This window comes from Thiorhodovibrio litoralis (genome assembly GCF_033954455.1).
GTDB classification, from domain to species: Bacteria; Pseudomonadota; Gammaproteobacteria; order Chromatiales; family Chromatiaceae; genus Thiorhodovibrio; species Thiorhodovibrio litoralis.
In genome coordinates this window covers 1999347-2024318 of the sequence record NZ_CP121473.1, presented here as the reverse complement: position 1 = coordinate 2024318, position 24972 = coordinate 1999347, and the positions used below count along the sequence as shown (strand labels likewise).

Sequence of the window (24972 nt, the reverse complement as noted above, 5' to 3'; positions counted from 1 at the left end):
TCGACTTGTATAGCGTTTCGGGGTTGGGGCCGGCTGACAGGGGCGCGGGACTCGCATACAGCCGAAATTAGATTGGATCAGGCTAAATCAAAACAGGTAAGGCCAGATCGGCTCAGATGAGGTCAGATCCGATCGCATCCAATCGGGTCGATCCCGCTAGGAGACAGTTTGCTCTTCTCTCGCTGGCGGCTGATCCGAGCACAGGCCGCGTTCCACGGCGATGACCGCCGCCTCGACCCGCGAGCGCACGTCGAGCTTGCGCAGGATGGCCTTCACATGCAGTTTCACGGTGCCGTCGCTGATGCCAAGCGCGCGGGCGATGGCCTTGTTACTCAGACCGGCTGCGAGCTGGCAGAGAATCTCCATCTCGCGCGGTGTCAGGTCAGAGAACCGCGGCTCTTTCGCTGGCGGACGCTTCTCCTCGCGGACCGCACGTGCCAGCACGCCGGTCAATTCTTTCGCAACCACGGTCTCGCCCGCCAGGATATCGCGCAATGCGGCGACTAATTCGTCCGGCTCGATGTCCTTGAGCAGATAACCATTGGCACCGGCCTGCAGGGAGCCAATCAGGTCGCGCTCATCGTTGCTGGTGGTCAGCATGGCCACGCGGCGGTCGATGCCTTCGGCGCGCATGCGCTTGAGCACATCAATACCGCCCATGCCGGGCATGCGCAGGTCGAGCAGCACCACATCGGGTCCGCAGTCGCGCGCCAGCCGCAGACCGACCTCCCAGTCGCCCACGGCGTCGATCACCTCGATGCCACGGCGTTCGAGCAGCTCGAGCAGGCCGACCCGAAACAGCGCATGATCGTCGATTAGCAGCACGCGCATCAGGCCGCCCGCCTTGGCTGCACGCTTTTCTCGCCAATGGCGCCTTTGCCCGGTGCGAAGCGCAGCTCCACCCGGGTGCCCTCCCCCGGCTCGGTTTCGATGCCGAGCTCGCCGCCGATGCGCCGCGCGCGTTCTTCAAGAATGGACAGGCCAATGCGCTCGCCCGGCGAACCATCGTGTTCCTCGGGCTCGGAAAAGCCGACACCGTCGTCTTCGATCAGCAGGGCGATGAAATCATCGGGCTCCCGCATCAGCAGCATGCGCACATTCTGCGCATCGGCATGCTTGCGAATATTGTTGAGCGATTCCTGGGCGATGCGCACGACGTGCAGTTCCTCGGCCGCCGAGAGTTCGGGGTCGCGACAGCTGACCTGAAAGAAGGTTGAAATACCGGTCTCTTGGCGAAACCGCTGGGCGAGATGCTCAAGCGCTGGCAGCAGGCCGCGCCGGTCGAGAGGCGCGCGGAAGCTTGAGAGCAGCTCGCGCAGCTCGCTATGCGCCTCGTCGATGCCGTTGCGAATGCGATTGAGGTCCAGGCGCGCGTCGCGCGGCAGGTCCACGTCCACCAGCGCGTCCTCAAGCATGCGCATCTTCAGCCGCAGGCTGGCCAGGGTTTGGGCCAGGGAATCGTGCAGCTCATGGGCCAGTGTGCTGCGCTCCTCGACAATCGACAGCCGGCGCGCTTCCGCGTCCGAACGATGCTTGGCGATAGCCACCCCAATGTGTTGCCCGATGGTACGCAGCAGCTCGAGGATATCCTCGCGCACCGACACCCCGGGGCGGTCGACAAAAATGGTGTAGGCGCCGAAGAGCTCGTCGTGATGTTGCAGCGGCACCGTGACCACCTCGATCTCATCGCTGGCGAACATGCGCCGGCCATAGATGCGCGAGCAATAGTGGGCGTCGTGGTCGCACAGAATCTCGCCCGGCACCAGCACGGTGCCGCACAGGCACAGATCGACCGGCGGTTTGTCGGCACAGGCAACCAGGTCGTTATCCAGCCCGATGGAGCCGACCAGGCGCTGCTGCCCGTCCGGCATCAGCAGGCGCACTGTGGCGGCACGTCCGTTGACCATTTCCTTGAGTACGCGCAAAAAGCGCAGCAGCATCTCCTCAAGGCCGTCGGCGGTGGTGATACCGGCGGCGACATCGTAGAGGATTTTCAGCGAGGCGGTTTTCTGCGCCAGCCGCGTGGTCTGGCGTGCGACCCGGGCGTCCATGTCCTCGTAGAGGTCGGTCAGCTCGGCATTGAGACTGCCGATGTCGTCTGCCATCTTCGCCAGCACGCCAGCATGGCGCAGGGATTCGCTCGCGCCGGGCTCGCCCTGGCACACACGCGCGACGGATTCCTCGAGATTGGCAAGGGGTCGCAGCAACTGGCCGCACAGCCGCTGCCCCGCCACCAGGGCGGCGATCAGCGCAACAGCAAGCGCGCCCAGTGCCACCAGCGGCCACAATCCCATGTTCGGCGGGCCACCCAGCCAATGCAGCAGCACAGCAGCGCCAGCAACCAGCACCGCCCCGGGAATCAGGATCAGCGGCCCGAGCAAGCGCGACGAGCGCAGCAGTTGTGAAACCCTCAGACCACAGGCAGAAGCCGTATCAGTGCTCATGGACAACCTGTTCGCACGCTCGCGCAGACCCGGTGGCGGGCGCGGCCAGCGCAGGCGCCGGCTTTTCAGACCCAGACCAGGGATTCGGCTTCACGCGCGCTCGCGCTGGATAATTTCCTCCGGCGGTACGGGTCGCCCGAACAGAAAGCCCTGCACCTCGTGACAGCCTTCGGAGGCGAGAAAGTCCGCCTGGGCGCGGGTTTCCACCCCTTCCGCCAACACCGCGAGCCCAAGGCTGCGGCCTAGGGCGATCACCGCGCGCACAATGGCGTCGTCATTGGCATCCTGCGTGAGGTGTTCGACAAAGCTGCGGTCGATTTTCAGCCGATGGATCGGCAGGCGTTTGAGATAACGCAGCGAGGAGTAGCCTGAGCCGAAGTCGTCGATCGCCAGATACACACCCATCTCGCGCAGCGCGTCAAGGTTTGCCCGCACCTGATCGATGTTGCGCATCAGCATGGACTCGGTCACTTCCAGTTCGATGCGGTTGGCGCTGACACCAGTGCGCTCAAGCACCCCCTGGACCTGGGTCACCAGATCCGGGGTCTCGATCTGCGGCATGGACAAATTGACGGCAAGGCGCGGCACCCTGATGCCGGCCCGATCCCATTCCGCGAGCTGGCGCGCTGCCTGCTCCAGCACCCAGTCGCCGATCTCACGAATCAGCCCGGTTTCCTCGGCAATGGGGATGAACACGCCGGGGGAGACCGAACCCAGCTCCGGATGCTGCCAGCGCAGCAGCGCTTCCACCCCGACCAGAGATTCATCTTCGAGCGCGATCTGCGGCTGATAGGCCAGCCAGAGTTGATCGCGCGCCAGAGCGCCGCGCAGGGCACTTTCGAGCCGCAGGCGGTCGCTGACGCCGGAAGTCATGGCGGCCTCGAAGAAACGGTAGGTATTGCGACCGTGCTCCTTGGCCTGATACATGGCAAGGTCGGCGTGGCTATGCAACTCGTCGATGTCTTCGCCATCGGTTGGAAATAGGCTGATACCGATACTTGCGGTGATGAACAGTTCGCGATCATCAGCGGTGAAAGGCTCGGCAAAACAGTTCAGAATCCGCGCCGCCAGTCGCCCCGCGATGCTGGGTTCGGTCAGATCCTCGGCCACCACCATGAACTCGTCGCCGCCGACGCGGGCGATCAGACAGCTGTCGCCAATCGCTTTTTGCATCGCCGCAGCGACCTGCTGAAGCAGGCGATCGCCGACCGGGTGGCCCAGGGTTTCATTCACGTTCTTGAACAGGTCAAGATCGAGATACAACAGCGCGAGCAATTTCTTGCTGCGGCGCGCGCGCGCCAGGGACTGCTCCATGCTAGCGCTGAGCAAGGCACGATTGGGCAGACCGGTCAGAATATCGTGATGCGCGAGCCGATACAGTGCCTCCTCCGAGCGCCGCAGACTGCTCATATCGCCGAACACGCCGATGTAACCGGTCAGATCACCCGCATCGTTATGGACCGCGCTGATGGTCGACTGCTGCGGGTAAATCTCCCCGCTCTTGCGCCGGTTCCAGAACTCGCCGCGCCAGGAGCCGGTTTGGTTGATTGACGCCCACATGGCCTGATAGAAGGCGTCGTCATGGCGGCCGGATTTGAGCAGGTTAGGCTTTTGGCCCAGAACTTCATCCTCGCTGTAGCCGCTGATGGCAGTGAAAGCCGGGTTTACCATCAGGATGCGCAGATCGGCATCGGTGAAGATAATCCCTTCGGACGTCTTTTCAAACACCGTCTGCGAACGCACTTCACGCTCGCGCGCCGCGCGCTCGTAGGTCATGTCGCGCCAGGCGGCAAACAAGGCCGGCTTTCCTTGCAGCTCGATGCGGCTCAGGTTGAGCTCGACCGCGATGGTGCTGCCATCGGCGCGCATGTGATCCCAGTACGCTTGCGCGCCACCGGTCTCGAATGCCTGATCCATCAGCAACTTGGCCTTGTCGACCGAGGACTCGCCATCCGGTTGGGTGGGCGGTGAAATCTCCCATGGACGACACCCAATCAGCGCCGAATCATCAGGATGGCCAAGCATCCGCACGGCCGCCTGGTTGAACTTGATGAAACGCCCATCGACCAGCAGGCTCATGCCCTCGCTGGCCGACTCGAACAAGGCCCGGTACTGCTGCTCGTGCTCGCGCAGCGCGTTTTCCGCCTCGACCCGTTCGGTAACGTCCTGCAGCGAGCCAACCAGCTTGGTGATAATGCCATCGCGCTCGACCGGATCGCCGGCGATCCTTACCCACAGTGCCTGGCCCTTGGCTGTGGTCAACCGGGCCTCGAGCGCAAAGGGCTCTCCATCGCGCAAGCCGAGCTTGATGGCCTGATGCACGCTGTCGCGGTCCTCGGGATGGAAGAAGCCAATCAGCTGGGCCAGACTGGGTGAGAAATTGTCGCTCGCCTGATGCAGCTCGCGGGCCGAATCCGTCCAGGTAACCTGACCGCTTGCTGCGTCCAGTTCCCAACCGCCGACACGCGCCATGCGCCCGGTGGCGCGCAGCAGCGCATCGCTGCGCGCGCGCGCATCCTCGGCCAGCTTGCGCTCGGTGATGTCGCGATTGACGCCGCGGCGCCCGAGATCGCGGCCATCCTCGCCCGAGACTGGCGCGCAAAGGTGCTCGATCCAGTGCAGCTTGCCACTGCGGTCGAACAGCCTGAACTCTAGGCGCTGGTGACCTCCGGGCGGCTGCTGGCGCTCACAGCTGAAGTGCTCGCGCCACAGCGGGCGATCATCATGGTGGATCAGGCGCTCAAGCAGATTGTGGTCATCAAGGAAGTCGTCCGCCGGGAACCCTGTCACCTGTTCGCAGGCAGGCGAGACATAGATAAAATCTCCATGGGCCGAGGACCAATATTCCCAGTCGGGACTGAACTCGGCCAGCACGCGATAGCGTTCCTCACTGTCGCGCAGCTGTTCATAGGCGATGCCCAGCTCGCGGTTGCTCCTTTCCTCCTCAGTGCGATCAAGCACCGCACAAAGAAAGCGCCGGCGGCTGTCCCGCTCGAAGCTCAGCCGCGCGACATGGAGGTCGCCAATGAAAGGCTGATCGCCCTCGACACGGAAGCGCAGACCGGTGAGCAACACGGATTCATCGGCGTCGAGTCGCGACCAGGCATGAATCACCCGGCCGCGGTCTTTCTCATCCACCAGGCGGACGAAGAAATGCTGATGCAGATGGGTCGGCTTGAGCTCGAACACCCGGCTGGCCTCCGGGTTGGCGTCCATGATCAACCCCTGGGCATCGACGATCAGCTCAGCGATCGGCAGCGAATTGAAGAAGGTCGTGAAGCGCGCCAGGGCTTCCTCGCGCTCGCTTTCACTGCGGCGCAGTTCCTCGTTCTGGATCAGAAGCTCCGCATGATAGATGCGCAGATTCTCGACCACGGTCTCAAGCTTCAACTCGCCCCGGGTCAACACCTCCTCGGCGAGATCGAAGCGCCCCTCACGCAGCGCAAGCAATGCCTGCTCGCGCACGGCCTGCGCCTGATCGGCATCGTCATCCTTGAACGGGATTTTGTAATCATCTTGCTTCATTCAGCGCCTCAGAAGCGGGCTGGCCGCTCGCATGCGAGATCCGGGCAATGCTGCCACGATCAACAGCAGCTTATTAGGGCAGCTCATTGAAAACATCGTTCGTGTGGGCGCTAACCCTTTTCCTCCGCATTCTGGTCCATGAACGACGGCGTCAAATCCAGATGGCTGATGATTAAACCGCCGGCCGGATGCCGAATTGGCGAGACATGCATCACCAACAGGCGTTCCTGATCATCCGAATGCTCTGGATCATTCAAATGGCAGTTGTATTTCATCGAAAATTCGCTTTTCTCGCCCGCGAGCACGGATTCGATACCACTGCGCGAGTCGCGCCTGAATTGCTCGTCTTTGGCCGCATCGTTGCTCTCGCAGGCGTCGAGATAATTGGCGCCCACGCCCTGCTCTGCCAGGTTCTCATCGCCGCTGAGGCGCGCAAACTTGCGCCAGGCCGCGTTGACCATGGTGATTTTGCCAAGAGCGTCCAGCACGGCGACGCTCTCGGGCAGCGAATCCAGTACCGCCTGCAGGCGTTTGATGTCGTGCAGGGTGGTGACATCGATGAAAGTCGCCACCGCGCCGCGCGGGTCGCCACGGCGCACCGCATAGGGCAGCACCCGCACCAAATAAATGCGCCCGTTGCCGGCCGTAATCTCGCGCTGCAGCATCTCACCGCTAATGATGGTGTTGCGCAACTCCTCAATGAAGGTCGGGTAGTTGAGCAGATTACTGAAATCGTCGATGTGACGCCCAAGGTCGCCGTCGCGGATTTTGAACAGCCCGGTCGCCTCGGGAGTGAAGCGGGTCAGTCGCAGATCGGAATCGACAAAGACGGTGGCAATGGCGGCAGCCTTGGCCATGCCATCGAGATCGGCGTTGAGCCGGTTGAGAATTTCGATCTTCTCCTGATTCTCCGCGTTGACGGTGTAGAGCTCCTCGTTGACCGACTGCAGCTCCTCGTTGGAGCTTTGCAGTTCTTCGTTGGAGGCCATCAGCTCCTCATTGGTCGCCTGCAGTTCCTCATTGGCGGTTTCAAGCTCTTCGATCGTCGCCTGCAGGCTTTCGCGCGTCGCGGCCAGCTCGCGTTCGAGCGTATCGACCCGAGTCGCGGTCTCGCTGTCGAGGTCCATGGTCTCCATGCTGCGGTAGCTCGCCGGATCACCAGCCTCGGGCGCCTGCGGCTCGAATGACAGCATCAGATAGGGCTCACGCTGCTCAAGCTCGACCTGCCGCACCACCAGACGCAGGCGCTCGCTCTCACCATCGGGCAAGCGCAGGGTCACGACATCCGAGCGCAGCGGCTCGCCGCCGCGCGCGACCTTGTGCAGCAACGCCTGCGCCACGGGCGCAATCTGCGGTGGCAGCAGCTTGGCCAACTCCAGCGACACGGCCCCCTCGTTAAAACGCAGGTAGCGACCGACATCACCGAAGACGTGCAACAACTCGTTGTTGGCGTTCAGCAACAGCGTATTCGGCGCATAGCTGCGCAGCAGCAGCGATTGTCCGGCATCGATGGCGACCGCATCGGTCATGTTGCGCCCGGGCTTGGTTGCCGGGCGCGGCTTGCCGGCCATGGACGAGAAGCGCCCGAGCGAGGATGAGCTGGAGTCCAGCGGCAGGGATACATGCCGCAGGATGCGGTAGATCTTGTACTTGGAGCTGACGGAGGTGAAGTCCGTCTGCAGGCTGGCAAGGCTCTCGCTTGAGCCCAGGAACAGAAAGCCCCCGGGTGCCAGGGCGTATTGCAGCCGCCGCAGCGCCCGCTCCTGCGCCTCGCTGCGGAAGTAGATCAGCAGATTACGGCAGGAGACCAGATCCATGCGGGTAAAGGGTGGGTCCTCAAGCACATTGTGACGTGCAAACACAATGCTCTGGCGGATTTCGCTCTTGACCACGAAATGGTTGCCACGCTTGTAGAACCAGCGCTCGAGCCGCTCGGGCGAGACCTCAGCAGTAATGGCCTCGGAGAACACCCCTGAACTGCCGACATCGACATTGTGCTGCTCGACATCGGTCGCAAACAGCTTGAAATTCGGCCAGCGCTTGAAGCGCTCGAAGGCCTCCGCAAACAAAATAGCGATGGTATAGGCTTCTTCACCGGTAGAGGTTCCGGCAATCCACACCCGGATGGACTGCGCCTCGCCACGCTCCTGTACGATGTTCTGAATGGCATTCTGCGCTAAGGTCTCGAAGGCTTCCGGATCGCGGAAAAAGTTGGTCACCGGAATCAGCAACTCGCGCCGCAGCGCGTTGAGCTCGGTGCGGTCACCTTCGAGCAGGCGGGCATAGTTTTCCAAGTCTGGCACATGGCGCACCTGCATGCGCCGCTCGATGCGCCGCATCACCGTAGCCGGCTTGTACTCACGGAAGTTGATCCCGCCCTGGTGATAGAGCAGGTGCATGGTCTCCTCGAGCGCGCTGTCCTTGTCGTAACCAACCGTGGCACGGGTGCCGCGGATGTTGATGCGCGCCACCTGGCTGATATGATCGAGAATACGCGGACCGAGCTCTTCCGGCGGCAGGATAGCGTCGACCAGCCCGGTGGCGATGGCGCTGCGCGGCATGCCGTCGAACTTGGCCGTCTCCGGCTCTTGCGCAAGCAAAAAGCCGCCGGCATCGTTGATGGAGACAGCACCACGGGTACCATCGGAGCCAGTACCGGAGAGCACCACGCCGATGGCGTATTTGCCATACTCCCGCGCCAGCGCGGTAAAGAACAGGTCGATCGGCAAGGTCAGGCCGCGCGGATTCTTCGGGCTCAGGCGCAACTCGTTGTTGGTGACGCTCATCATGCTGGCCGGCGGGATCAGATAGACCCGGTCGGGCTCGATCTTCATCCCATCCTCGACCGTCACCACCGGCATCAGCGTGTGGCGGGCGAGCAAATTCGCCATCATGCTTTTGTGATCCGGCGACAGATGCTGAATGACCACATAGGCCGCGCCCGAGCGCTCAGGCAGCGCCTGAAAGAACCGCTCCAGCGCGTCAAGTCCACCGGCCGAGGCGCCAACGGCAACGATGTAGCGCCCTTTGTCGTCGTCGGAGACAACAGCGGCGGTCCGAGGCTCCTGCGGCGTCGGCGTATCGCCCGAATTCTCGCTCGCGCTTTGGGTGTCTGATTGATCGGTGTCAGGCTCTTGACCGGTAACAGGCTCTTGATGGGTCGACATAGCTAAACTTGACCTATACGCATTAGTGCTGCTGCGCACTCCTTCAAAAATCTTGCACGCGGATGAGGGCTGGCTGAGCATTCCAACCGCTGCGACCCTCCCGCGACTATCAGAATCGCCAGGCTGGCCAGCGGCGCCAGGCCAGCGGCTTTCCCCTAAGCGCATCTTCAGCGAATTGTCCATGATACTTCAGCCACCATCAGCTTGCTATCGAAAGCAGCACGGGCTCGCCGAGGGTTTGATAGCGATTATTTTGTCTGTTCAGAATCCGAAGGCGCCGTGCAGATACCAACACAAATCCGGCGCGCCTGGTCTGTTTTCATCAGCTGATCCGCTTTCGCACCCGCCCCGCGTGCAATCTCCACTCAGGCTGCGGTAGGCCCAGAATCTTTCTCCGCTCGCCGCCTGGACACGAAAATAATCACGCGCCACTGGATGGCGGTCCCACCAGCCGGTTTCGATCCGTTCACGCCCGCCGCAGAACCTTAACGGCTGCGCCCGGACTAATGCGGGCAAAGTCGCGCTCGCCGCCGGGTCGGCAAGCCACAGGCAGCCGTCGCGCAAGCGCAAGCGAAGCGGTGTCTGCAACAGCCACAGAGGCCGCTCAGCGCTGGCACTATCCGCGAACAGCAAGGACTCGGAAGACGGTTTCCGCTGCGATGGCCATGGCACGCGGGCTGTTCGGGAGTCCGGCGGCTGTTGAGCGTCCACCCAGCGCCAGGCCCGCTCCGGGCGGTGATCGTCCACCTGGACCAGTGTCTTGACCGCGTCATCGCCGAGGCGCGCACGCAGCCGGTCGAGCAAATCGGCGCCGTCGCTCGAGCCCGGCTGCAAATCCGCCTCCAAGCCGGCTCCCAACAGCGGGCTCTGACGTGAAAAGAGGTCGCCAGTCGTGCGACTTTGCGAGCAAAAACGATCCGTGTCGAGGACAATCTCGCGCACCGGTGCCGGCGCCGGCGAGCCGGCCAGGCGCTCACGCAGTAGCAACAGCCAGTGCTTCATGTCTGCTTCTGGTTTTGCACTGCCAAGCCGCAGCACGGTGCGCTCGCCGTCGGCATGGCACCATGTCCAGTAAAGTGCCGGCACCAAGGCCCTGCGTGCCTGCAACAAACCACAGAGCTCGGCAAGCAACTGCCGACAGGCAACCATAAGCGCTTCCGCCTCCTGGACCTCAGCCGGCAGCTCAAGCTCGCCATGATAATGATCCGGCGGTTCAAACGGCCGACGCGGATCGGGCTTGTCGCCCAGCAAACGCGCGAGAGCGTCCACAAAGGTAACGCCAAAGCGCTCTGTCAGGCCGCTGCGCGGCAGCGCCAGCAGATCGCCGATGCAGCGCACCCCCATGCGCTGGCAGTCAGCCAGGGCCCGCGCGCTCAATCCGGCTACCGACGGCGGCAATGGCGCCAGCCGCTGTCGCAGCTCGGCTGTGTCGCCGATGATCTCCTCGCAGCCCCAGGCCGCCAGCAGCAGCGCACCGGCGGGTGTCGGCGCCATGCACAGCTGCAGACGATAACCCAGGGCTGCACCCGCCTTGACCACGGCTTGATAAAAAGCCTCAGCACCGCCAAAAAGCTGCAGACTGCGCCCGGCCTCGATCACCAGCCCCTGGGGCGGCTCGAGACTGACCTGATCGCTAAAGCGCAGCGCCCAAGCGGCGAGCCATTCGAGCGCGGCTTGCTCCACGCCCGGGCGGCGCACACGGGTCGCAAGCTCGGCACAGAGCGCGAGCGCCGCCAGCCGCGCGCCCCCCACCCGCACCCCCGCCGAGCGTGCCGCCGCATTGCAGGCAATCACATGGCCACCCTCGACAATGGCGAGCGGCCGCTCCTCGCCCCAGGCACGCTGATAGACCTCGAGCGGGAGCTCCGGAAACCACAGAGCCAGCCAGCAGGAGTCGCGCATGGGGATTGGCGCCAAGGGGATAGCGTTAAGTGTCTTACAGAGGCAGGCTGATGGTCGCCGTGCGCCCGCGCTGCTTTAGCAGCCTCAGCTCCAGACGGTTTTGCGTCATCGCGCACAGCTGCAGGCGCAGCCGCGCTGGCGATGGTTGCCGCGACATGGGCGGCGGGCGAAACACAAAGGCCGGTGTCTGCGTTTGCGTGGAGGCCAGTTGCAGACGCCGCAGGTCCGCAGCCGTGCCTCGGTCGAGCCAACCCACCACGGCCGCGCAGCTTGCCGCCTGCAGCCCTTGCTCCATCACCCACAAAGCAGGTTGACGGGTGACAACCAACAGGCGGCTCAACCGCAGGCCCGCGGCAGCGAGTGCCGGCGCATAAGGCAACAGCGGCGGCGCGGCCATCAGTATCCAGGGCCGCCGCGCGCCAAGCCGCGCCAGCAACGGCAGAATCAAGGCCAGCCCAGGGCCCGGTTGGTCAGTTAGAATCTCGCACAGACCGGCTTGCGGCCAACCACCACCGACCAGCGCCTGATCGAGCAGCGCAAAGCCCGTGGCCATGCCAGGCGCTTCACAACTCGCGCCGCTCCGCCCACGCCAGAGATCACCGCGCTGGGCAAGCAATGCCTCCAAACGCGCATCGCGCACCGGTGCTGATGCCAGGCTCATCGCCGCAGGTCTGGCGGCTTGTGCTGTGGCGATCAAACCTGCGAGGCAACCGTCAATTGCCGGCGCAGCACGCCAACCCCCAAGCCTTCCACCATCAACTCCTGCGCGCGCAAATCGATCTCGATGGGGTCGAAATCCGGGTTGGCGGGCAACAGCTGCACGCGATGCGGGTGATCCTCTGACTGCTGGAAACGCTTGACCGTGACCTCATCATCGACGCGCACTACCAGGACCTGTCCATTGCGCGCCTCCGACCTGCGCTGCACCGCCAGCAGGTCGCCGTCGAGAATGCCGGCATCGCGCATGCTCTCGCCGCTAACGCGCAGGAGATAATCGGCACGCGGCCGAAACAGCCCCGGGTCGACCGGGTAATGGTCCTCGATATGCTCAAGCGCCAGCAGCGGGCGCCCCGCCGCCACCCGACCGATCAGGGGTAACCCCATCGGCGAACCTATCGACGAAGCCATCGGCAAACCAGCCGATGCATCCGGCGACGAATCCGACAGCGCCCGGGACGCGCGAGAAACGGATGCCGCGGATTCAAGCAGCCGGATGCCACGCGATGCCCCCGGCTTGAGCTCGATCACCCCACGACGCGCCAGTGCCTTGAGGTGATCCACCGCAGCATTGACCGAGCGAAATCCGCAGGCAGCGGCAATCTCCGCGCGCGTCGGCGGATAGCCGGTCTCACGGATATGTCGGCGAATCAGCGCCAAAATCTGGCGTTGGCGATCGGTCAATACAGGCTCGCTCACGAGGGCTCCCGGGATTTCAGAATGGGGGTGGTGGTCATGACAAGGGCTTGATTACGGGATACAGCGCCGCGATCAGACAGCCAAGCGCGAATCGCGGCACAAGAACTGTAATTATAGACAGCTCCTGCCATCCAGCAAGCATGATTTCAGATGATCGCGCCGTCCATGGCGTTGCCCTGCCCGACGCTGAAGTTGCGCGAGCGCACAATGTCACCCGCAGCGGGCCAGGCCGCACTCAGGCCAGTGCTGCTTCAGCAGGCGCATGAAAAGAAGGTGGTTGGTTGCCTTTAGCGAGACTTTACAGCTATGGCGCACGGTCATCTGAACTCTGCCCCGTCACTGCGGCGATCGCCCGCCGCAAAACCCTCTCATCGGCCTGATCTTTCGGCCGCACGCCTTGCTTGGTTTTGAGCAATCCAACCAGACTTAAGACCGGCACCGACTCACCTTCCAGATTCATCCATTCAACATGCTGTTCAAGCTCCGTAAAGGATACTCCCGCCACCGCAGGCAGAAGATCGACTGTGAACGCATCGTTCAAGCGAATGGCGTGCAGATGGTCGCCTTCGAACGGATCCGCTTCGCCAGACATGGCAGCACACACCCCATCCGGAAGTTCGGCAAGTGCCGCGACCCAGCGAGCGGAATTGCCCGGATCAGGCGCGACCGCGATATCGATATCCGTCGTCATACGCACGTAGCCGTGGGCTGCCAAGGCATAGCCGCCGACTAGAATGTAGCGGACTCCAGCGCGGTTGAGCAGTCGCACCGTCGTGATGACATCCTGCCATGTCGCGGGGCGTGTATACTCAAGACCATCGTCACCGCCAGCATCAGGACTGCTCTCGCTCGCCCGGCCCGCGTCTTTTCCTAGCCATTTCCGCCACCAGCTCAGCATGCCATCGCTCCCAGTCCGCATTTGCCTCTTCCATTGTGGCATAGCGGAAAATACCCTTGGGAACCCGCGTTTCCCGCACGGCCATGGTCTCAGACCACCTCTGTGCAGCCAGTGTTGGCGCCCCTAGCTTGCCCACCGGACGTTCCTGCCGACGCCCAATCACGCGACGAATGGGTTGTTGATCCATGCGAACCTACCTGTCAAGCCGCTGCATGTAATTGTGGAAGACGATGGTCAAGGTCATTCTGATAAAGATCGATGATCGGAAAGCAAAGGTCGTAATCGCCCTTTAGCGCGCGAGCCGGTAGCGCCCGCCCTCAAGTTGCAGCAGGCCGAGTGATTCTAGGGTGGCGAGGATTTCTGCGATCTTGGGAGCGGTTCTCTTTGGGTCAGAAAATTCCTCTGTCAGTTCCTCCAGCCTGCGCGCTTGTTTGCCGAGAGCGGAGATGTTCGCTAATTTTCCGTGTTCTTCAGCCGAGGCGAAGCCGCGGCATAGAGCCTTGTCATTACATCGACAGCCTTTGCGATGGCGCCGTCCCAGGTTGACTCATCGACCCAGCCACCTTCCAGCTTGGTGCCAATCCAGCAGGCGCGGCGCTCTTCGAGGCGTTGCCATTCTAGCGGGCCGCCGAATGCGGATTCGATCGCGTTGCGGTGGCCATCATGGAGCGCGTCAAAGAGCGCCTTGTTCGCAGCGGCATCGGGGCCATCGATGTAAATGGTCACGCGGGTCTCCGCCATCGTGACCCAATAGTTCCACCAGACACCGTGGCGACGGGCACCGGCCCAATGGTATTTCCCTGGGGAGATTCTGGCGTGCAAATCAGACTGAGTCTTGGCGTGGTCGAGCAGCTTGGTCCAGAAAGCGAGTCTCGCTTCGTAGCGATCAGGACGGTTGGCCGCCTCTGCTTCCTCTTCGTCGATGGTGGCAATGGGCTCATAGACGGGCGGTTTTTCGCCATCCAGGTCAAGTCGGGAAGGATTCCAGACCCATTCGGCAATGCGGATATAGAGTTCCTGGCGTTGCTTCTGCTCCTCCGGACCAAAGGTGTCGTAGGGGCGGAACGGCAGACCGGTGCGGTCAATCAGGCTCAGAAAAGCCGGGTGGTTCTGGTAGGCCAGCGGGTGCAGGCTGCGAGCAAGCAGGTTGGCGCTGTGCGCCATGTAGGCGTCGCGTTTTTGCTCATAGGTCCCATCCCCGAGGCTTTGATTGATGCCGCGCTGCAGGAGCAGCAGACCACCGATCCGGTTGCGTTCGGTGTCGAAATCGCTTTGGTGATTGAACCACTCGGTAAAGCGTTCATAACGATCCGCCCAAACGTGCTCAATCTCGAACGGCTTTGCCTTGCCCTGTGAGATCAGATCCTCGAAGTGCGCTGGCTGGCCACATTGGGCTTCAAGCCATAAGGTTAGGCGCGCGAGGATGTGCCGAACCTGGCGATAATTTTGCGCATGCAGCCTAAACTGAGGGGCGCTCGCGAAGCTCTCTTTCTGCGCATTCAGTTCCGCGCGCAGGAAGGTCGCGAGGTCGCTGATATCGCGACCGCGCAATTCCTTGGTCAGCTGAAAGATGGTGTACTTGACCGACGAGTAACTGATGGTGCGGAAGCACCAAATGCGTCGTGCCAGCCAGATATCGACAAAGTCCGCCACCAAAGCGATCTTACGCCGTGCGGTATCCTTGGAATCCTCGGCCGAGAGCGGCGCCAACATCAACTGGGTTTGCAGCGTAAACCCCCGGTCGGCATTGAAACGAATGGATTCAAGCCCGGGTTCCAGTTTGACCATCGCGTTGCGAATGGTGAGCACCTGGCGGGCAAAAAAGTCGAGATCGCGGCGCACAAAGCGCAGGAAGCCATCAGGGTCCGCCAATCCCAATAGATCACGCTGATCGCGAACCCAGCGGTGGAACTCCGTGCCAATGCGTTCGTAGTCTTTGTTCTCGGCGCCAGCGGAGCCAGGCCGGATCGTTTGCGCGTGACGGGCGCGCAGCCAATCCTTGAAGAAGTCGGCGTCACCCTCTTTCTCCGTCGCCCGCAGCGCTTGCATCCGCGCTTTCCAAAGGTCGTTGATGTCGCGCTGGTCGCTTTCCCGATACACATTGGCCAGCACATAGCCCTTGAGCATCTCCGGCAAGCTCAAGGACAGGCCGCGATCGTTCATGGTCTCGAAGATGGTGTAGGCATCCTCGTCGGAGTAGGCCTCGATCACAACCAGATGCACGTTCTCCAGCAGCCAATCGACGAAAAACGGCAGCGCGTCCGCGTTGATTTCTTCGGGCAAGTGCTCGCCGACATTGGCGGCCCGAGCCTGGATATTGACCACCGATGGCGTCGCATCGCTGACATCGAAGACTGCGCCCTGACCGTCCATTAAGGCACGCATGATTGGCTCGCGGTCCGGCACATCCAGGTTGAAGCTCTTGTGCCCGTATTTCTCAGAGAAGATCAGGTTGCGCACATCGACCCCATCGGGCCGCTCGCCTTGGCGATGGTAGAGTTCGATCAGCAGCAGCGTCAGTGTGGTGAGCCGTTGTTGGCCATCGACGATGAAGCGCTGACCGCGTTTGTGACTGAGAACCACCGACCCGAGGAAATAATGACCATAGTGCTCAACCTGGGGGCGCGAATGACCGGGGTCGTAGTGGTCAAGAAACTTGCCGGTGAGATCGTCGACCAATTCCCGGACTTGGCGCTCCTCCCAGGCATACTCGCGCTGGTAAAAGTCGATGGTGTACTTGGCCTTGTCGAGCAGTTCTCGCACGCTGCGCGCGCGGGCTTCGATAGATTTTGGCTGATTCTGCTCAGTCATGGTGGTTAATTCGAGTCCTCAGAATGAAATCGTTTCCTTTTCCCATTTCCGCATGCTTAGCGTTGTAGTAAGGCGCGAACTCGCACACGATCAGCCGTGACGGTCAAGATAGCGCCGTGGTTAAGCTCGGCGGCATAGCGCTCGACGACGGTTGCATGGAGCAGCGCCGGCCCAAACGCAGGTGTCCAGTAGCAGCTTCATGCAGCGGCATCGACGATCAGGGGTTCAACCCGCTCATGCTCAACGAGCCGATGGGCATAGGCCAAGCAAGCCAGAACATCTTCGCGCTCCAACCAGGGATAGCCTTCGAGTAGGGTGTGGATGTCATCGCCTGCGGCGAGCATGCCAAGAACATGCTCCACGGCAAGGCGTCGCCCACGGATGATGGGTTTGCCGCCGAATATGCGTGAATCAACGGTGATGCGTTGTAGTAAGACGTTATTCATCGGTCTGATCTACTTTGTTGTTGCGCCAGATTGCGAGTTAGCGCGTGAGCCGGTAGCGCTCGCCCTCGCGTTGCAACAGGCCGAGTGATTCGAGGGTGGCGAGGATTTCTGCGATCTTGGGAGCGGTCCTCTTTGGGTCTGAAAATTCCTCTGTCAGTTCCTCCAGGCTGCGCGCTTGTTTGCCGAGCGCGGATTTGACGACGGCGACTTGCTCCGGGATGCCGGCGCGCGCGGTCGGGAATTTGATTTTCCCCTTTTTCGGCTTGGCGGTGGTGGTCGCGGTGGCGGGCGTGTCGAGGTCGGCGGTTTGTTGCTCGCCGGTGGTGGTGGCGTGCGCTTGCGGGTTTTGGTAGTCGGGGCGCAGCCAGCGGATGCTGCCTTGGGCTTCCTCGGCGGCGCGCTCGGCGTTGAGGGCGACCAGGCGAGTGAGCAGTTCTTCCTCGGCTTGGAGCTGGTCGGCGGGCTTGTCCGGCCAGGGGCAGGTGGCGCCGGGGCGGCCGATCAGTTGCTTGGCCAGATCCTGCCAGCCGTAGGCTTCGAAGACGGCGGTGTCGAGCTGGTCGTGGAGTTCGCGCAGCAGGGTGACCAGGCCCTGGTTGCTGATGGCTTGGTCTTTTTCGGTGAGCGGCGTTTGGTGGCGTTGGGCGTCGAGGACGTTGTAGATGCCGGTCAGGGTCAGCTTGGGATGCTTGGCCTGCTGGCGTTTGCGGTGGGTGTCGATCTGCTCTGCGAGATCGCGGATGGTGGCGATTTGGGTGTCATCGGCGGCGGGGAACGGGAAGGTCTCGAAGCAACGGCTATTGTTGTAGCGCGGATCGTTTCCAACCCCAAGCCTGCCGCCTGTTGCTAAAGCCCAAGCACAATGAATTCGGCTGCTTAGTATGCCTTGGTGAGATTGGTCACAAGTCGAAAATACGATCAACCCTTGGTCTGGCAGAACAGGTTGGCCCATTCTGACAATCAGGCGGTGTTTGGCCGTCATCGGCGTAACAAAGAATTGATCTAAGTTTTCCAGCGCTCTCCGCATTTCTTGTCTTGGCTTCCCAAAAACCCACCAGGATTTTGCGTATGCAGCCCCATCCTTTGTGTGCGACTTCGCATCTCGCGATGGTTTCACCCTCTCCAAAACCCACTGATATAGCGCAGGATAAGATTGACGCACTTCATGCAGGTCAAGCCCAAAAAGATCAATCACATAACGATTGCTAGGGGACTGAGCAATATCTTTTCCATTGACGAATGGCCTAATCCGGCTGTCTGCTACAGCGGAATTATCAAAGCCAAACCTGTTCGCCTCGTCTTGGGTCAAATCGAAGGCTCCGATAAGGGAAACACCACGGAAGCTAATGCCATTATTTGACTGCAGAGTTTCGGCGCTGGAAACATTTGCGCCGATAACCAAATCCGCAAACAACTTGCCTTCGCGAGTGGTCACGCTTACTGCGCGCGCATCATCATCTCCAGCGTGCTCGGAGACCACTTGTTGGAGCAAGCCAGGTTTCTGACCAGGCGCACCAACGGTCATGGCGATGCGCACTTGCGCGCCATCGCTGGCCTCCACCCAGGGGTGATCCGGCACCGCGAATACCAGCGACAAGGGCGTCTTGGGATCGTTCAGATGCGGCTCGAGCACCCGGCGGTTGAAGGTCTGGCGCAGGCTGTTTGTGGTGATGAATCCGAAGCGGCGCGCCCCGCCCTTCCTGACTTTCTCGGCGGCGATCTGCCACCAGTACATGACGAAGTCGGCGGAGTCCGGCACGAGCCCGCTGTACACCTTGCGCACGGCATCGACATAACCGTCGCCGAGGGCGCGGCGCATGCTGGCGGCACCGATGAAGGGCGGATTGCCGACGATGAAGTCCGCCTCCGGCCATTCGGCGCGGCATGGTTCGAGATAGCGGTAGACTTGCAGACGCTGGGCCTCGTCGGGGATCTTCTCACCGGTGATGGGGCTGACCTTGACACTGCGCCCGTCCCAGACGGTGACGGGCTGGCCTTGGTCGTCAAGCAAAGGCTCGCGCGCCTTGGCCTCGATCAGGGCATCGCGGCACTGGATGTTGTGGAAGTCGCGCAGCACCGGCTCGGGCGGGTTGACATGGCCGTAGGTGCGAAAATGCCATTGCAGGTAGCCGATCCAGAGCACGATGTCGGCGATGCGCGCGGCGCGCGGGTTGATCTCCAGGCCGAGAAATTGGTTGGGGTTGACGGTGAAGCCTTCGAGTTCGAAGCTCGCGGATTTCTGCAGGCGGCCGAGCACGTCCAGGACTTCGCCTTCCAGGCGCTTCATGTGCTCGAGCGCGACATAGAGGAAATTTCCGCTGCCGCAGGCGGGGTCGAGCACGCGGGTTTGGCACAGGCGGCCGTGGAAATTGCGGACTTCGGTGATGGCGTCCTTGGTCTTGCCGAGGCGCGCATGGTTTTGCGCGGCGACCTGGACATCCTCCCAGTCGGCGCGCAATGGCTCGATCACCGTGGGCATGACCAGGCGTTCGACATAGGCGCGCGGGGTGTAGTGGGCGCCGAGCTTGTGGCGCTCGTGCGGGTTGAGTGCGCGCTCGAGCAGGGTGCCGAAGATGGCGGGCTCCACCTGGCGCCAGTCGGCGCGTGCGGCGTCGATGAGCTGGCCGATTTGTTTGGCGGTCAGCGGCAAGGGATCAGCCCCCTCGAACAGACCGCCGTTGAAGCGCAACACTTGGGTCATCAAGACGCCACAGAAGCCGCCGCTGTTCATGCTTTGCCAGAGGCTCTTGAGCGCATCCGGGAAGGCTTCGGGCTTTTGTTGCAGCCGCGCGAGCAGTTCAGAGAAGCTTTCGGCCGGGAGCAGGCCGACATCCTCGGCGAACATGGTAAACAGGCAGCGCGACAGAAAGCCGGCGACGCGTTCCGAGTCCGCGCCCGTCTCCTCGAGCGACTTGGCCAGGCCCGCGAGCGCGTCGGCGATTTGGCGGGTGACCCGGCCGGCGTGGCGGCTGGAGTCGAGGCTCAACGGATCGAGCCAGAGCGCGCGCAGGCGTTCGCGGATATCCTCGGCGCGCAGCTGCTCAAGTCTAATGCGATAACCGCGCGCGTCGGGAAACGGGACGTAGTTGCCGCCGGAGCAGGTGAATTCCGAATAGAGGACGAAGGAGCGCCCGACATCGACCACAAGAATGAAGGGCGGGCGGCCTTCCTCCGCCGGCAGGGCGCGGACGTAGTTCTCCGCCTGTTTGTGCGCCTTGACGATGGCGGCGTCCCAGGTGTCGCTGCCGGTCTGCTTGCCGGTATCTTTGCCTTCAAGCACGAAGCAGCCGCGCTTGTAGAGGTCCAGCGAGCGCGGCTTAGTGCTGCCATCCGGAAGGCGCTCGGTAACGGATCGCTCGAAAACGTAGGCGTTCTGACTGTTGTCCGCGCTCGCCGGGTCGGGCTGGGGCAGATCGAGCAGGGTGCAGAATTCCGTCAAGAACAGCTGCAAGTTGGCGCGCTCATTGCCGCCACGGCTGCTGCCGCCACCCCAGCGGGTGATAAAGGCTTCGATATCCGTTTCGTTCATGCCTGATTCCAGCGAACCCGTAACGGCGCCGATTGTAGGGCGAGAAATGCTCTCTGTCAGCAAGGAGCCTGCGACCTCCCGAACAGCCTGACGATGGAACATTCAGACTGAAACTGGATGTTGTTCCGATATATCCTTAGCGCCAGCATGAACAGGGCCAAACGCACCGAGATTTTCACCCGCCTGCGCGCTGCGAATCCGCATCCGACCACGGAGTTGCGCTACAACTCGCCGTTCGAGTTGCTGATCGCTGTGATCCTGTCCGCTCAGGCCACGGATAAGAGCGTCAACAAAGCCACCGAAACGCTTTTTGCCGTAGCCAACACCCCTGACGCGATGCTTGCGCTAGGCGAGGCGGGCTTGAGCACGTACATCCGCACCATTGGGTTGTTCAACAGCAAGGCGAAGAACATCATCAAGACTTGCGCCCTGCTCATCGACCAGCATCAGGGCGAGGTTCCGCGTGAGCGCGCAGCGCTTGAGGCGCTGCCCGGTGTTGGGCGCAAAACCGCTAATGTGATTCTCAACACCGCGTTCGGCGAGCCGACCATCGCCGTTGATACCCATATCTTCCGCGTTGCCAACCGCACGCGCATCGCTCCGGGCAAGACACCGCTGGCGGTCGAGCAAAAGCTGCTCCGTTTGGTGCCGAGGGAATTTCTGCAAGACGCCCATCATTGGCTTATCCTGCATGGGCGCTACACCTGCACCGCGCGCAGCCCAGGCTGCAGCCAGTGTGCAATCGCGGATTTGTGTGAGTATCCCGACCAGCGCTGATCAGCTATACCACGCGGCCACGCCCGCCGCGCTTGGCAAGGTATAGCGCTTCGTCAGCGGCCTGCAGGAGCTCTTGGCCGGAACGGGCGATGTCTTCTGTCAGCTGGTTGTGCTCGAGGGTACCGACGCCGATGGACAGGCCGATGGGGATACTGACGCCGTCTTCGAGCTGCAGCGGATTATCACTCACCACGGTACGAATGCGCTCACCCATGTTGCGCGCATCCTGCTGACTGGTGGCAGGCAATAGCAGGGCCAACTCATCGCCGCCGAAGCGTGCGGCGATGTCGCCCCCTCTCAGCGCGGCAAGCAGCCGACGGGCGACTTCTTGCAGCACCGCATCGCCGGCACTATGGCCGTATTGGTCGTTGATCTGCTTGAACAGATCGAGATCGACAAACAGGCACGACAGCGAATGGCGCTTGCGCCGGGCACGGTCCACCTCGGCGTGCAGCCGCTGCTCGAGCGAGCGGCGGTTGTGCAGCCCAGTTAAGGGGTCGGTCAGACCGCCCAGTTCGAGACGCGCGCGGTTTATGGCGTTTTCAAGACACACCGAGCAGATGGCGCCCAGTCGCGCCAGCGCATGGGTTTCCAGCTCGGGACCATAGCGCTGCGCATCCCGACTGCCGAGCGCCAGCAGGCCGAAAAACCGCTGTTCGCGCACCAGGGGAAGCAGCGCGACGCTGCGAATCGGCCCGCCGGGCTCGAACAAGGGCGGCAGGCCGGTTTCGTCCAGCGCGCTGAGTTGGGGCTCGCGCAGACGCTCGCAGTCTTGCGACGGGCGCTCGAAGAGCACATCCTTGGGTGCCTTGGCCTCGATCGAATCGAGCAGGCTGCGAATGCGCCGATCGGTATCCGGCAGCAGCAGCCGTGCTTGATCGACGTGGAAGCGCGCGCGCAGATCGCCGGTCATGCTGTCGAGCAGTTGCTCGAGCGAGTCAATGCCAAGCAATGTCATTTCCCATTCCTGCAGGCGTTGGAACAGGGCCTCGGTTTCCACCGCGCGCGCGCGCAGCGACTCAAGCTGCGTTTTGAGACGAGCATTTTCCGAGTCGAGCTCGCAAAACTCGCAGACACGCATATTCTGCACAGTCACGGCTGTCATGTGATGAAACTCCCTTTAAGCCCAGCACCTTCTGGCAGCATAGGCCATCCACCGCGTGCTGCCAACAGACAGACCTGATCGAAAACGCGACCTGGCGCACAATCGAGCTATACTTCACCATCTTTTGAAGGGCTATTCTTGCTCAGGCGATTTTTTGCCGGGCGATTTTTGCAGGATTTGCGGCCGCCATACCGCTGGAGAATGTTATGCAAGTGTTATCGACGCCAAGCCACCTTGGCCTTCTGAATGCCGCACCGACCGATGCTGGGGGCGCAACCCCAAATCTACCAGCAGCGCTTGATGCGCCCCGGGCACGCTTTGCCGGCCAGAGCCTGCCGGAGCTTAATTATTACGTGGACGGCCCTGCCGATGCCGAGCCCATTCTGTTGATTCACAGCATTAATGCGGCTCCCAGCGCGTTCGAGATGAAGCCGCTGTTCGACCACTACCGCGCGACGCGACGCGTCTATGCACTCGAGCTGCCGGGCTTTGGCTTTTCCGATCGCAGCGACAGGGTTTACTCGCCCGAGCTTTACGCGGACTCGATCCGGGCCTTTTTGTCCCAAGTCGTCAAGGCTCCCTGCGACCTGATCGCTTACTCGCTGAGCTGCGAGTTCGCCGCCCGCGCTGCGCTGCAGGCACCTGAAGTGTTCCGCCGGCTGGTGCTGCTGTCGCCGACCGGGTTCTCGGCGCGGCGCCTGCCTAGCGCAAAAACCGGTCGGGTGTTGCACCGCTTTTTCAGCTTGCCCGGATTCGGCCCGGCGCTTTATGCCCTGGTCACCATCCGCCCAAGCGTGGGTTATTTCATGCAGCGCAGCTTCGTCACCAAGCCACCGAAAGAGCTGATCGATTACGCCTACGCCACCTCGCATCAGCCAGGTGCACGTTATGCCCCGTTCTACTTTCTCTCTGGGCAGCTGTTCACCCATGATCCGGTCGAGCAGCTCTACGCCAAGCTCCAGCTGCCGGTGTTGGTGATCCACGATCGCGATGCCAATGTAAGCTTCGACCTGCTGCCTGATCTGGATGCGCGCAAAGCCAACTGGCAGGTGTCGCGGGTCGAGCCAACCCTGGGCATGCCACAATGGGAGCAACCGCAAAAGACCATCGCCGCCATTGATGCCTTCTGGCAAAAGGCGGGCTGAGGCTGCGGATTGCGACCACTCTCCAGCTGCCCCGGAGACGACCTTGAGCCAAATGCGTTTTTGGTATAGCCGAAACCCTTGCTGTTGCGGAATCAAGCCGTGTGCTTCGTGGTAATCCACCGCCGCGCGGGGCGTGGCGACTCCCGTCAGCGGCGGTTTCTCGATCGGCCGGAAAGCCTTTAGAATCGTCACCGGTCATGCCTGTCCCGGGCGGTAACGGAGTGCCCGGGGTACTGGCATCCGCTACTTGGCTTAACCTCTGCTTACAGCCAACGGTTTTTTTTGAGTGGAATCCTTACAGCTCGACATCAATAATGCCCGCCCGCCGCTGTGCCAGGCGGCGCGGAGCGCCGATGCGCTCCACGAGGACTGGACGCCCGCCGCCAAGGCTGTAATGAAGCAGCTGCAAGAGCGGCTCGCACGCGAAATCGCCCGGTTGCCGCTTGGACGCGATGGCGCAGAGGCCAATCAGCTGACCTCACTGATCCTCGCCCTGCCCCACCAGCCAAACGCCATCGCCCAGCTGCCGGGCGCGCAGTTTCAGTTTCTGCGTCCAGATGGCGACGGACTGCGCGCCGGCTATGGCCTGGCCGCACAATGGGAAGCCCGGGGGCCAGGGCGGCTCGGCGAGTTATCGGCGCTCGCGCGCAACTGGCACACCGACTGGGAGTCGCATGACCCCGACGCCACTGGGCTGCCCCCCTTCGCGATGTTCGGTTTTGCTGCCGCGCCAGATTCCACACCTGATCCCACACAGGCGCAACCCATATCCCAAGTCAAGGATGCGCTGCCCGATGCGCTGCTATGGGTGCCAGACATCGGCCTGCGCCAGCACGGCGACCAGGCCGCGGTGATTTTCAGCGCGCCCCAAACCGAGGCGCGAGCAACAGTCCATGCGCGCTGGAACGCCCTGCTTGAGGAGCTCATCCCGCGCCTGTTCGCGCCGGTGCGCCGCCCGGCGCTGGTCACGCGGATGGAGACGAATTCCGCCCAGCCGAAGCAGGCGGAATGGGCACGCCTGGTCGATGCCGCACTGGCGCATATTGATGCCGGTGACTTGCACAAGGTGGTGCTGTCGCGCCGTCTTGATGTACGCGGCAGCCGCGCGTTCGATATCGCGCGCCTGCTCGATGTGCTAGCGGCCGTGTTTCCGTCCTGCCAGATCATCAACATGCGCAGCCATGGCAGCAACTTTGTCGCCGCAACGCCCGAGCGCCTGCTGCATGTGCACAACGGGCGCCTTGCGGTCGACGCCATTGCTGGCACCATCGGGCGCTCCGATTGCGCGGACCAGGATCTGGCGTTGGGCAAGGAGCTGCTGCGCTCGGAGAAGAATCTGCGCGAGCACGGATTTGTCGTCGACGCCATTAGCCAGGCCCTGGAGCCCAGTTGTCGCGCCATTCACGTTCCCGCCCAGCCCGACCTGATGCGGCTGCGCAATGCGCAGCACCTGTGGAGCCCGATTACCGCAGAGATCGACCCTGACACGGACCTGTTCGAGCTTGCCGAGCGGCTGCACCCCACCCCGGCCACCAACGGTCAGCCAAGACTCGCGGCACACCAGTGGCTGCGCACACACGAACCCTTCTCGCGTGGCTGGTACACGGGCGCGGCCGGGTTCATCGAGCCCGGCGCCAGCAGCGAGCTCTGGGTACTGCTGCGCTGCGCGCGCATTTGCGGCAAGCAGGCGGAGCTTTATGCCGGGGCCGGCATTGTCGCCGGCTCGGACCCGGATGAGGAATGGGAGGAGACCGAAGCCAAGCTCGCAGCCATGCTCACGGCGCTGCGCTTCGCGTGAGCCCGGACG

General features: G+C 62.4%; 15 protein-coding genes. 3 read left to right on the top strand and 12 right to left on the bottom strand.

Annotated elements, in window-relative coordinates; translation table 11 throughout:
* Positions 1-156 precede the first annotated feature (156 nt).
* The 11 genes from Thiosp_RS08880 to Thiosp_RS08830 form a co-directional block, all read right to left on the bottom strand.
* On the bottom strand, positions 157-831 hold the full coding sequence (locus tag Thiosp_RS08880; RefSeq protein ID WP_201067915.1) for a response regulator: 675 nt from the start codon (positions 829-831) through the stop codon (positions 157-159).
* Positions 831-2444 carry a histidine kinase gene (locus Thiosp_RS08875; protein WP_201067916.1) on the bottom strand — a complete coding sequence of 538 codons (1614 nt, stop codon included), beginning with the start codon at positions 2442-2444 and terminating at the stop codon, positions 831-833. Before Thiosp_RS08875 ends, Thiosp_RS08880 begins: the two co-directional genes overlap by 1 nt.
* A 90-nt stretch (positions 2445-2534) precedes the next feature.
* Positions 2535-5969, bottom strand: coding sequence for an EAL domain-containing protein (locus Thiosp_RS08870; RefSeq protein ID WP_201067917.1), 3435 nt, complete (start codon positions 5967-5969; stop codon positions 2535-2537).
* 110 nt (positions 5970-6079) lie between these two features.
* Positions 6080-9136: a chemotaxis protein CheB gene (locus Thiosp_RS08865; RefSeq protein ID WP_201067918.1), complete on the bottom strand. Its 3057-nt coding sequence runs from the start codon at positions 9134-9136 to the stop codon at positions 6080-6082.
* 261 nt (positions 9137-9397) lie between these two features.
* Complete coding sequence (locus Thiosp_RS08860; protein WP_201067919.1) at positions 9398-11038, bottom strand: Y-family DNA polymerase; 1641 nt, start codon at positions 11036-11038, stop codon at positions 9398-9400.
* 34 nt (positions 11039-11072) lie between these two features.
* Positions 11073-11699 carry a translesion DNA synthesis-associated protein ImuA gene (gene imuA, locus Thiosp_RS08855; protein WP_201067920.1) on the bottom strand — a complete coding sequence of 209 codons (627 nt, stop codon included), beginning with the start codon at positions 11697-11699 and terminating at the stop codon, positions 11073-11075.
* Between the two features lie 32 nt (positions 11700-11731).
* On the bottom strand, positions 11732-12454 hold the full coding sequence (gene lexA / locus Thiosp_RS08850; protein WP_201067921.1) for a transcriptional repressor LexA: 723 nt from the start codon (positions 12452-12454) through the stop codon (positions 11732-11734).
* Positions 12455-12758: 304 nt separating this feature from the next.
* Positions 12759-13352 carry a hypothetical protein gene (locus Thiosp_RS08845; RefSeq protein WP_201067922.1) on the bottom strand — a complete coding sequence of 198 codons (594 nt, stop codon included), beginning with the start codon at positions 13350-13352 and terminating at the stop codon, positions 12759-12761.
* A 453-nt stretch (positions 13353-13805) separates the two neighbouring features.
* Positions 13806-16163, bottom strand: a complete 2358-nt coding sequence (locus Thiosp_RS08840) for a DUF4268 domain-containing protein (RefSeq protein ID WP_201067923.1) — start codon at positions 16161-16163, stop codon at positions 13806-13808.
* A gap of 197 nt (positions 16164-16360) precedes the next feature.
* Positions 16361-16609: a DUF433 domain-containing protein gene (locus Thiosp_RS08835; RefSeq protein ID WP_201067924.1), complete on the bottom strand. Its 249-nt coding sequence runs from the start codon at positions 16607-16609 to the stop codon at positions 16361-16363.
* A gap of 37 nt (positions 16610-16646) precedes the next feature.
* Complete coding sequence (locus tag Thiosp_RS08830; protein ID WP_201067925.1) at positions 16647-20138, bottom strand: class I SAM-dependent DNA methyltransferase; 3492 nt, start codon at positions 20136-20138, stop codon at positions 16647-16649.
* 147 nt (positions 20139-20285) lie between these two features.
* Here Thiosp_RS08830 and nth point away from each other — a divergent pair, with 147 nt between their 5' ends.
* Positions 20286-20915 (top strand): endonuclease III, encoded by a 630-nt coding sequence (gene nth / locus Thiosp_RS08825; RefSeq protein WP_201067926.1) that lies wholly within the window; start codon positions 20286-20288, stop codon positions 20913-20915.
* Positions 20916-20919: 4 nt separating this feature from the next.
* Here nth and Thiosp_RS08820 read toward each other — a convergent pair whose 3' ends face one another.
* On the bottom strand, positions 20920-22020 hold the full coding sequence (locus Thiosp_RS08820) for a GGDEF domain-containing protein (protein ID WP_201067927.1): 1101 nt from the start codon (positions 22018-22020) through the stop codon (positions 20920-20922).
* A 206-nt stretch (positions 22021-22226) separates the two neighbouring features.
* Between Thiosp_RS08820 and Thiosp_RS08815 the strand changes: the two genes are divergently transcribed.
* Positions 22227-23165 (top strand): alpha/beta fold hydrolase, encoded by a 939-nt coding sequence (locus tag Thiosp_RS08815; RefSeq protein WP_201067928.1) that lies wholly within the window; start codon positions 22227-22229, stop codon positions 23163-23165.
* A gap of 286 nt (positions 23166-23451) precedes the next feature.
* Positions 23452-24963, top strand: coding sequence for an isochorismate synthase (locus Thiosp_RS08810; RefSeq protein WP_323696998.1), 1512 nt, complete (start codon positions 23452-23454; stop codon positions 24961-24963).
* Positions 24964-24972: the final 9 nt, after the last annotated feature.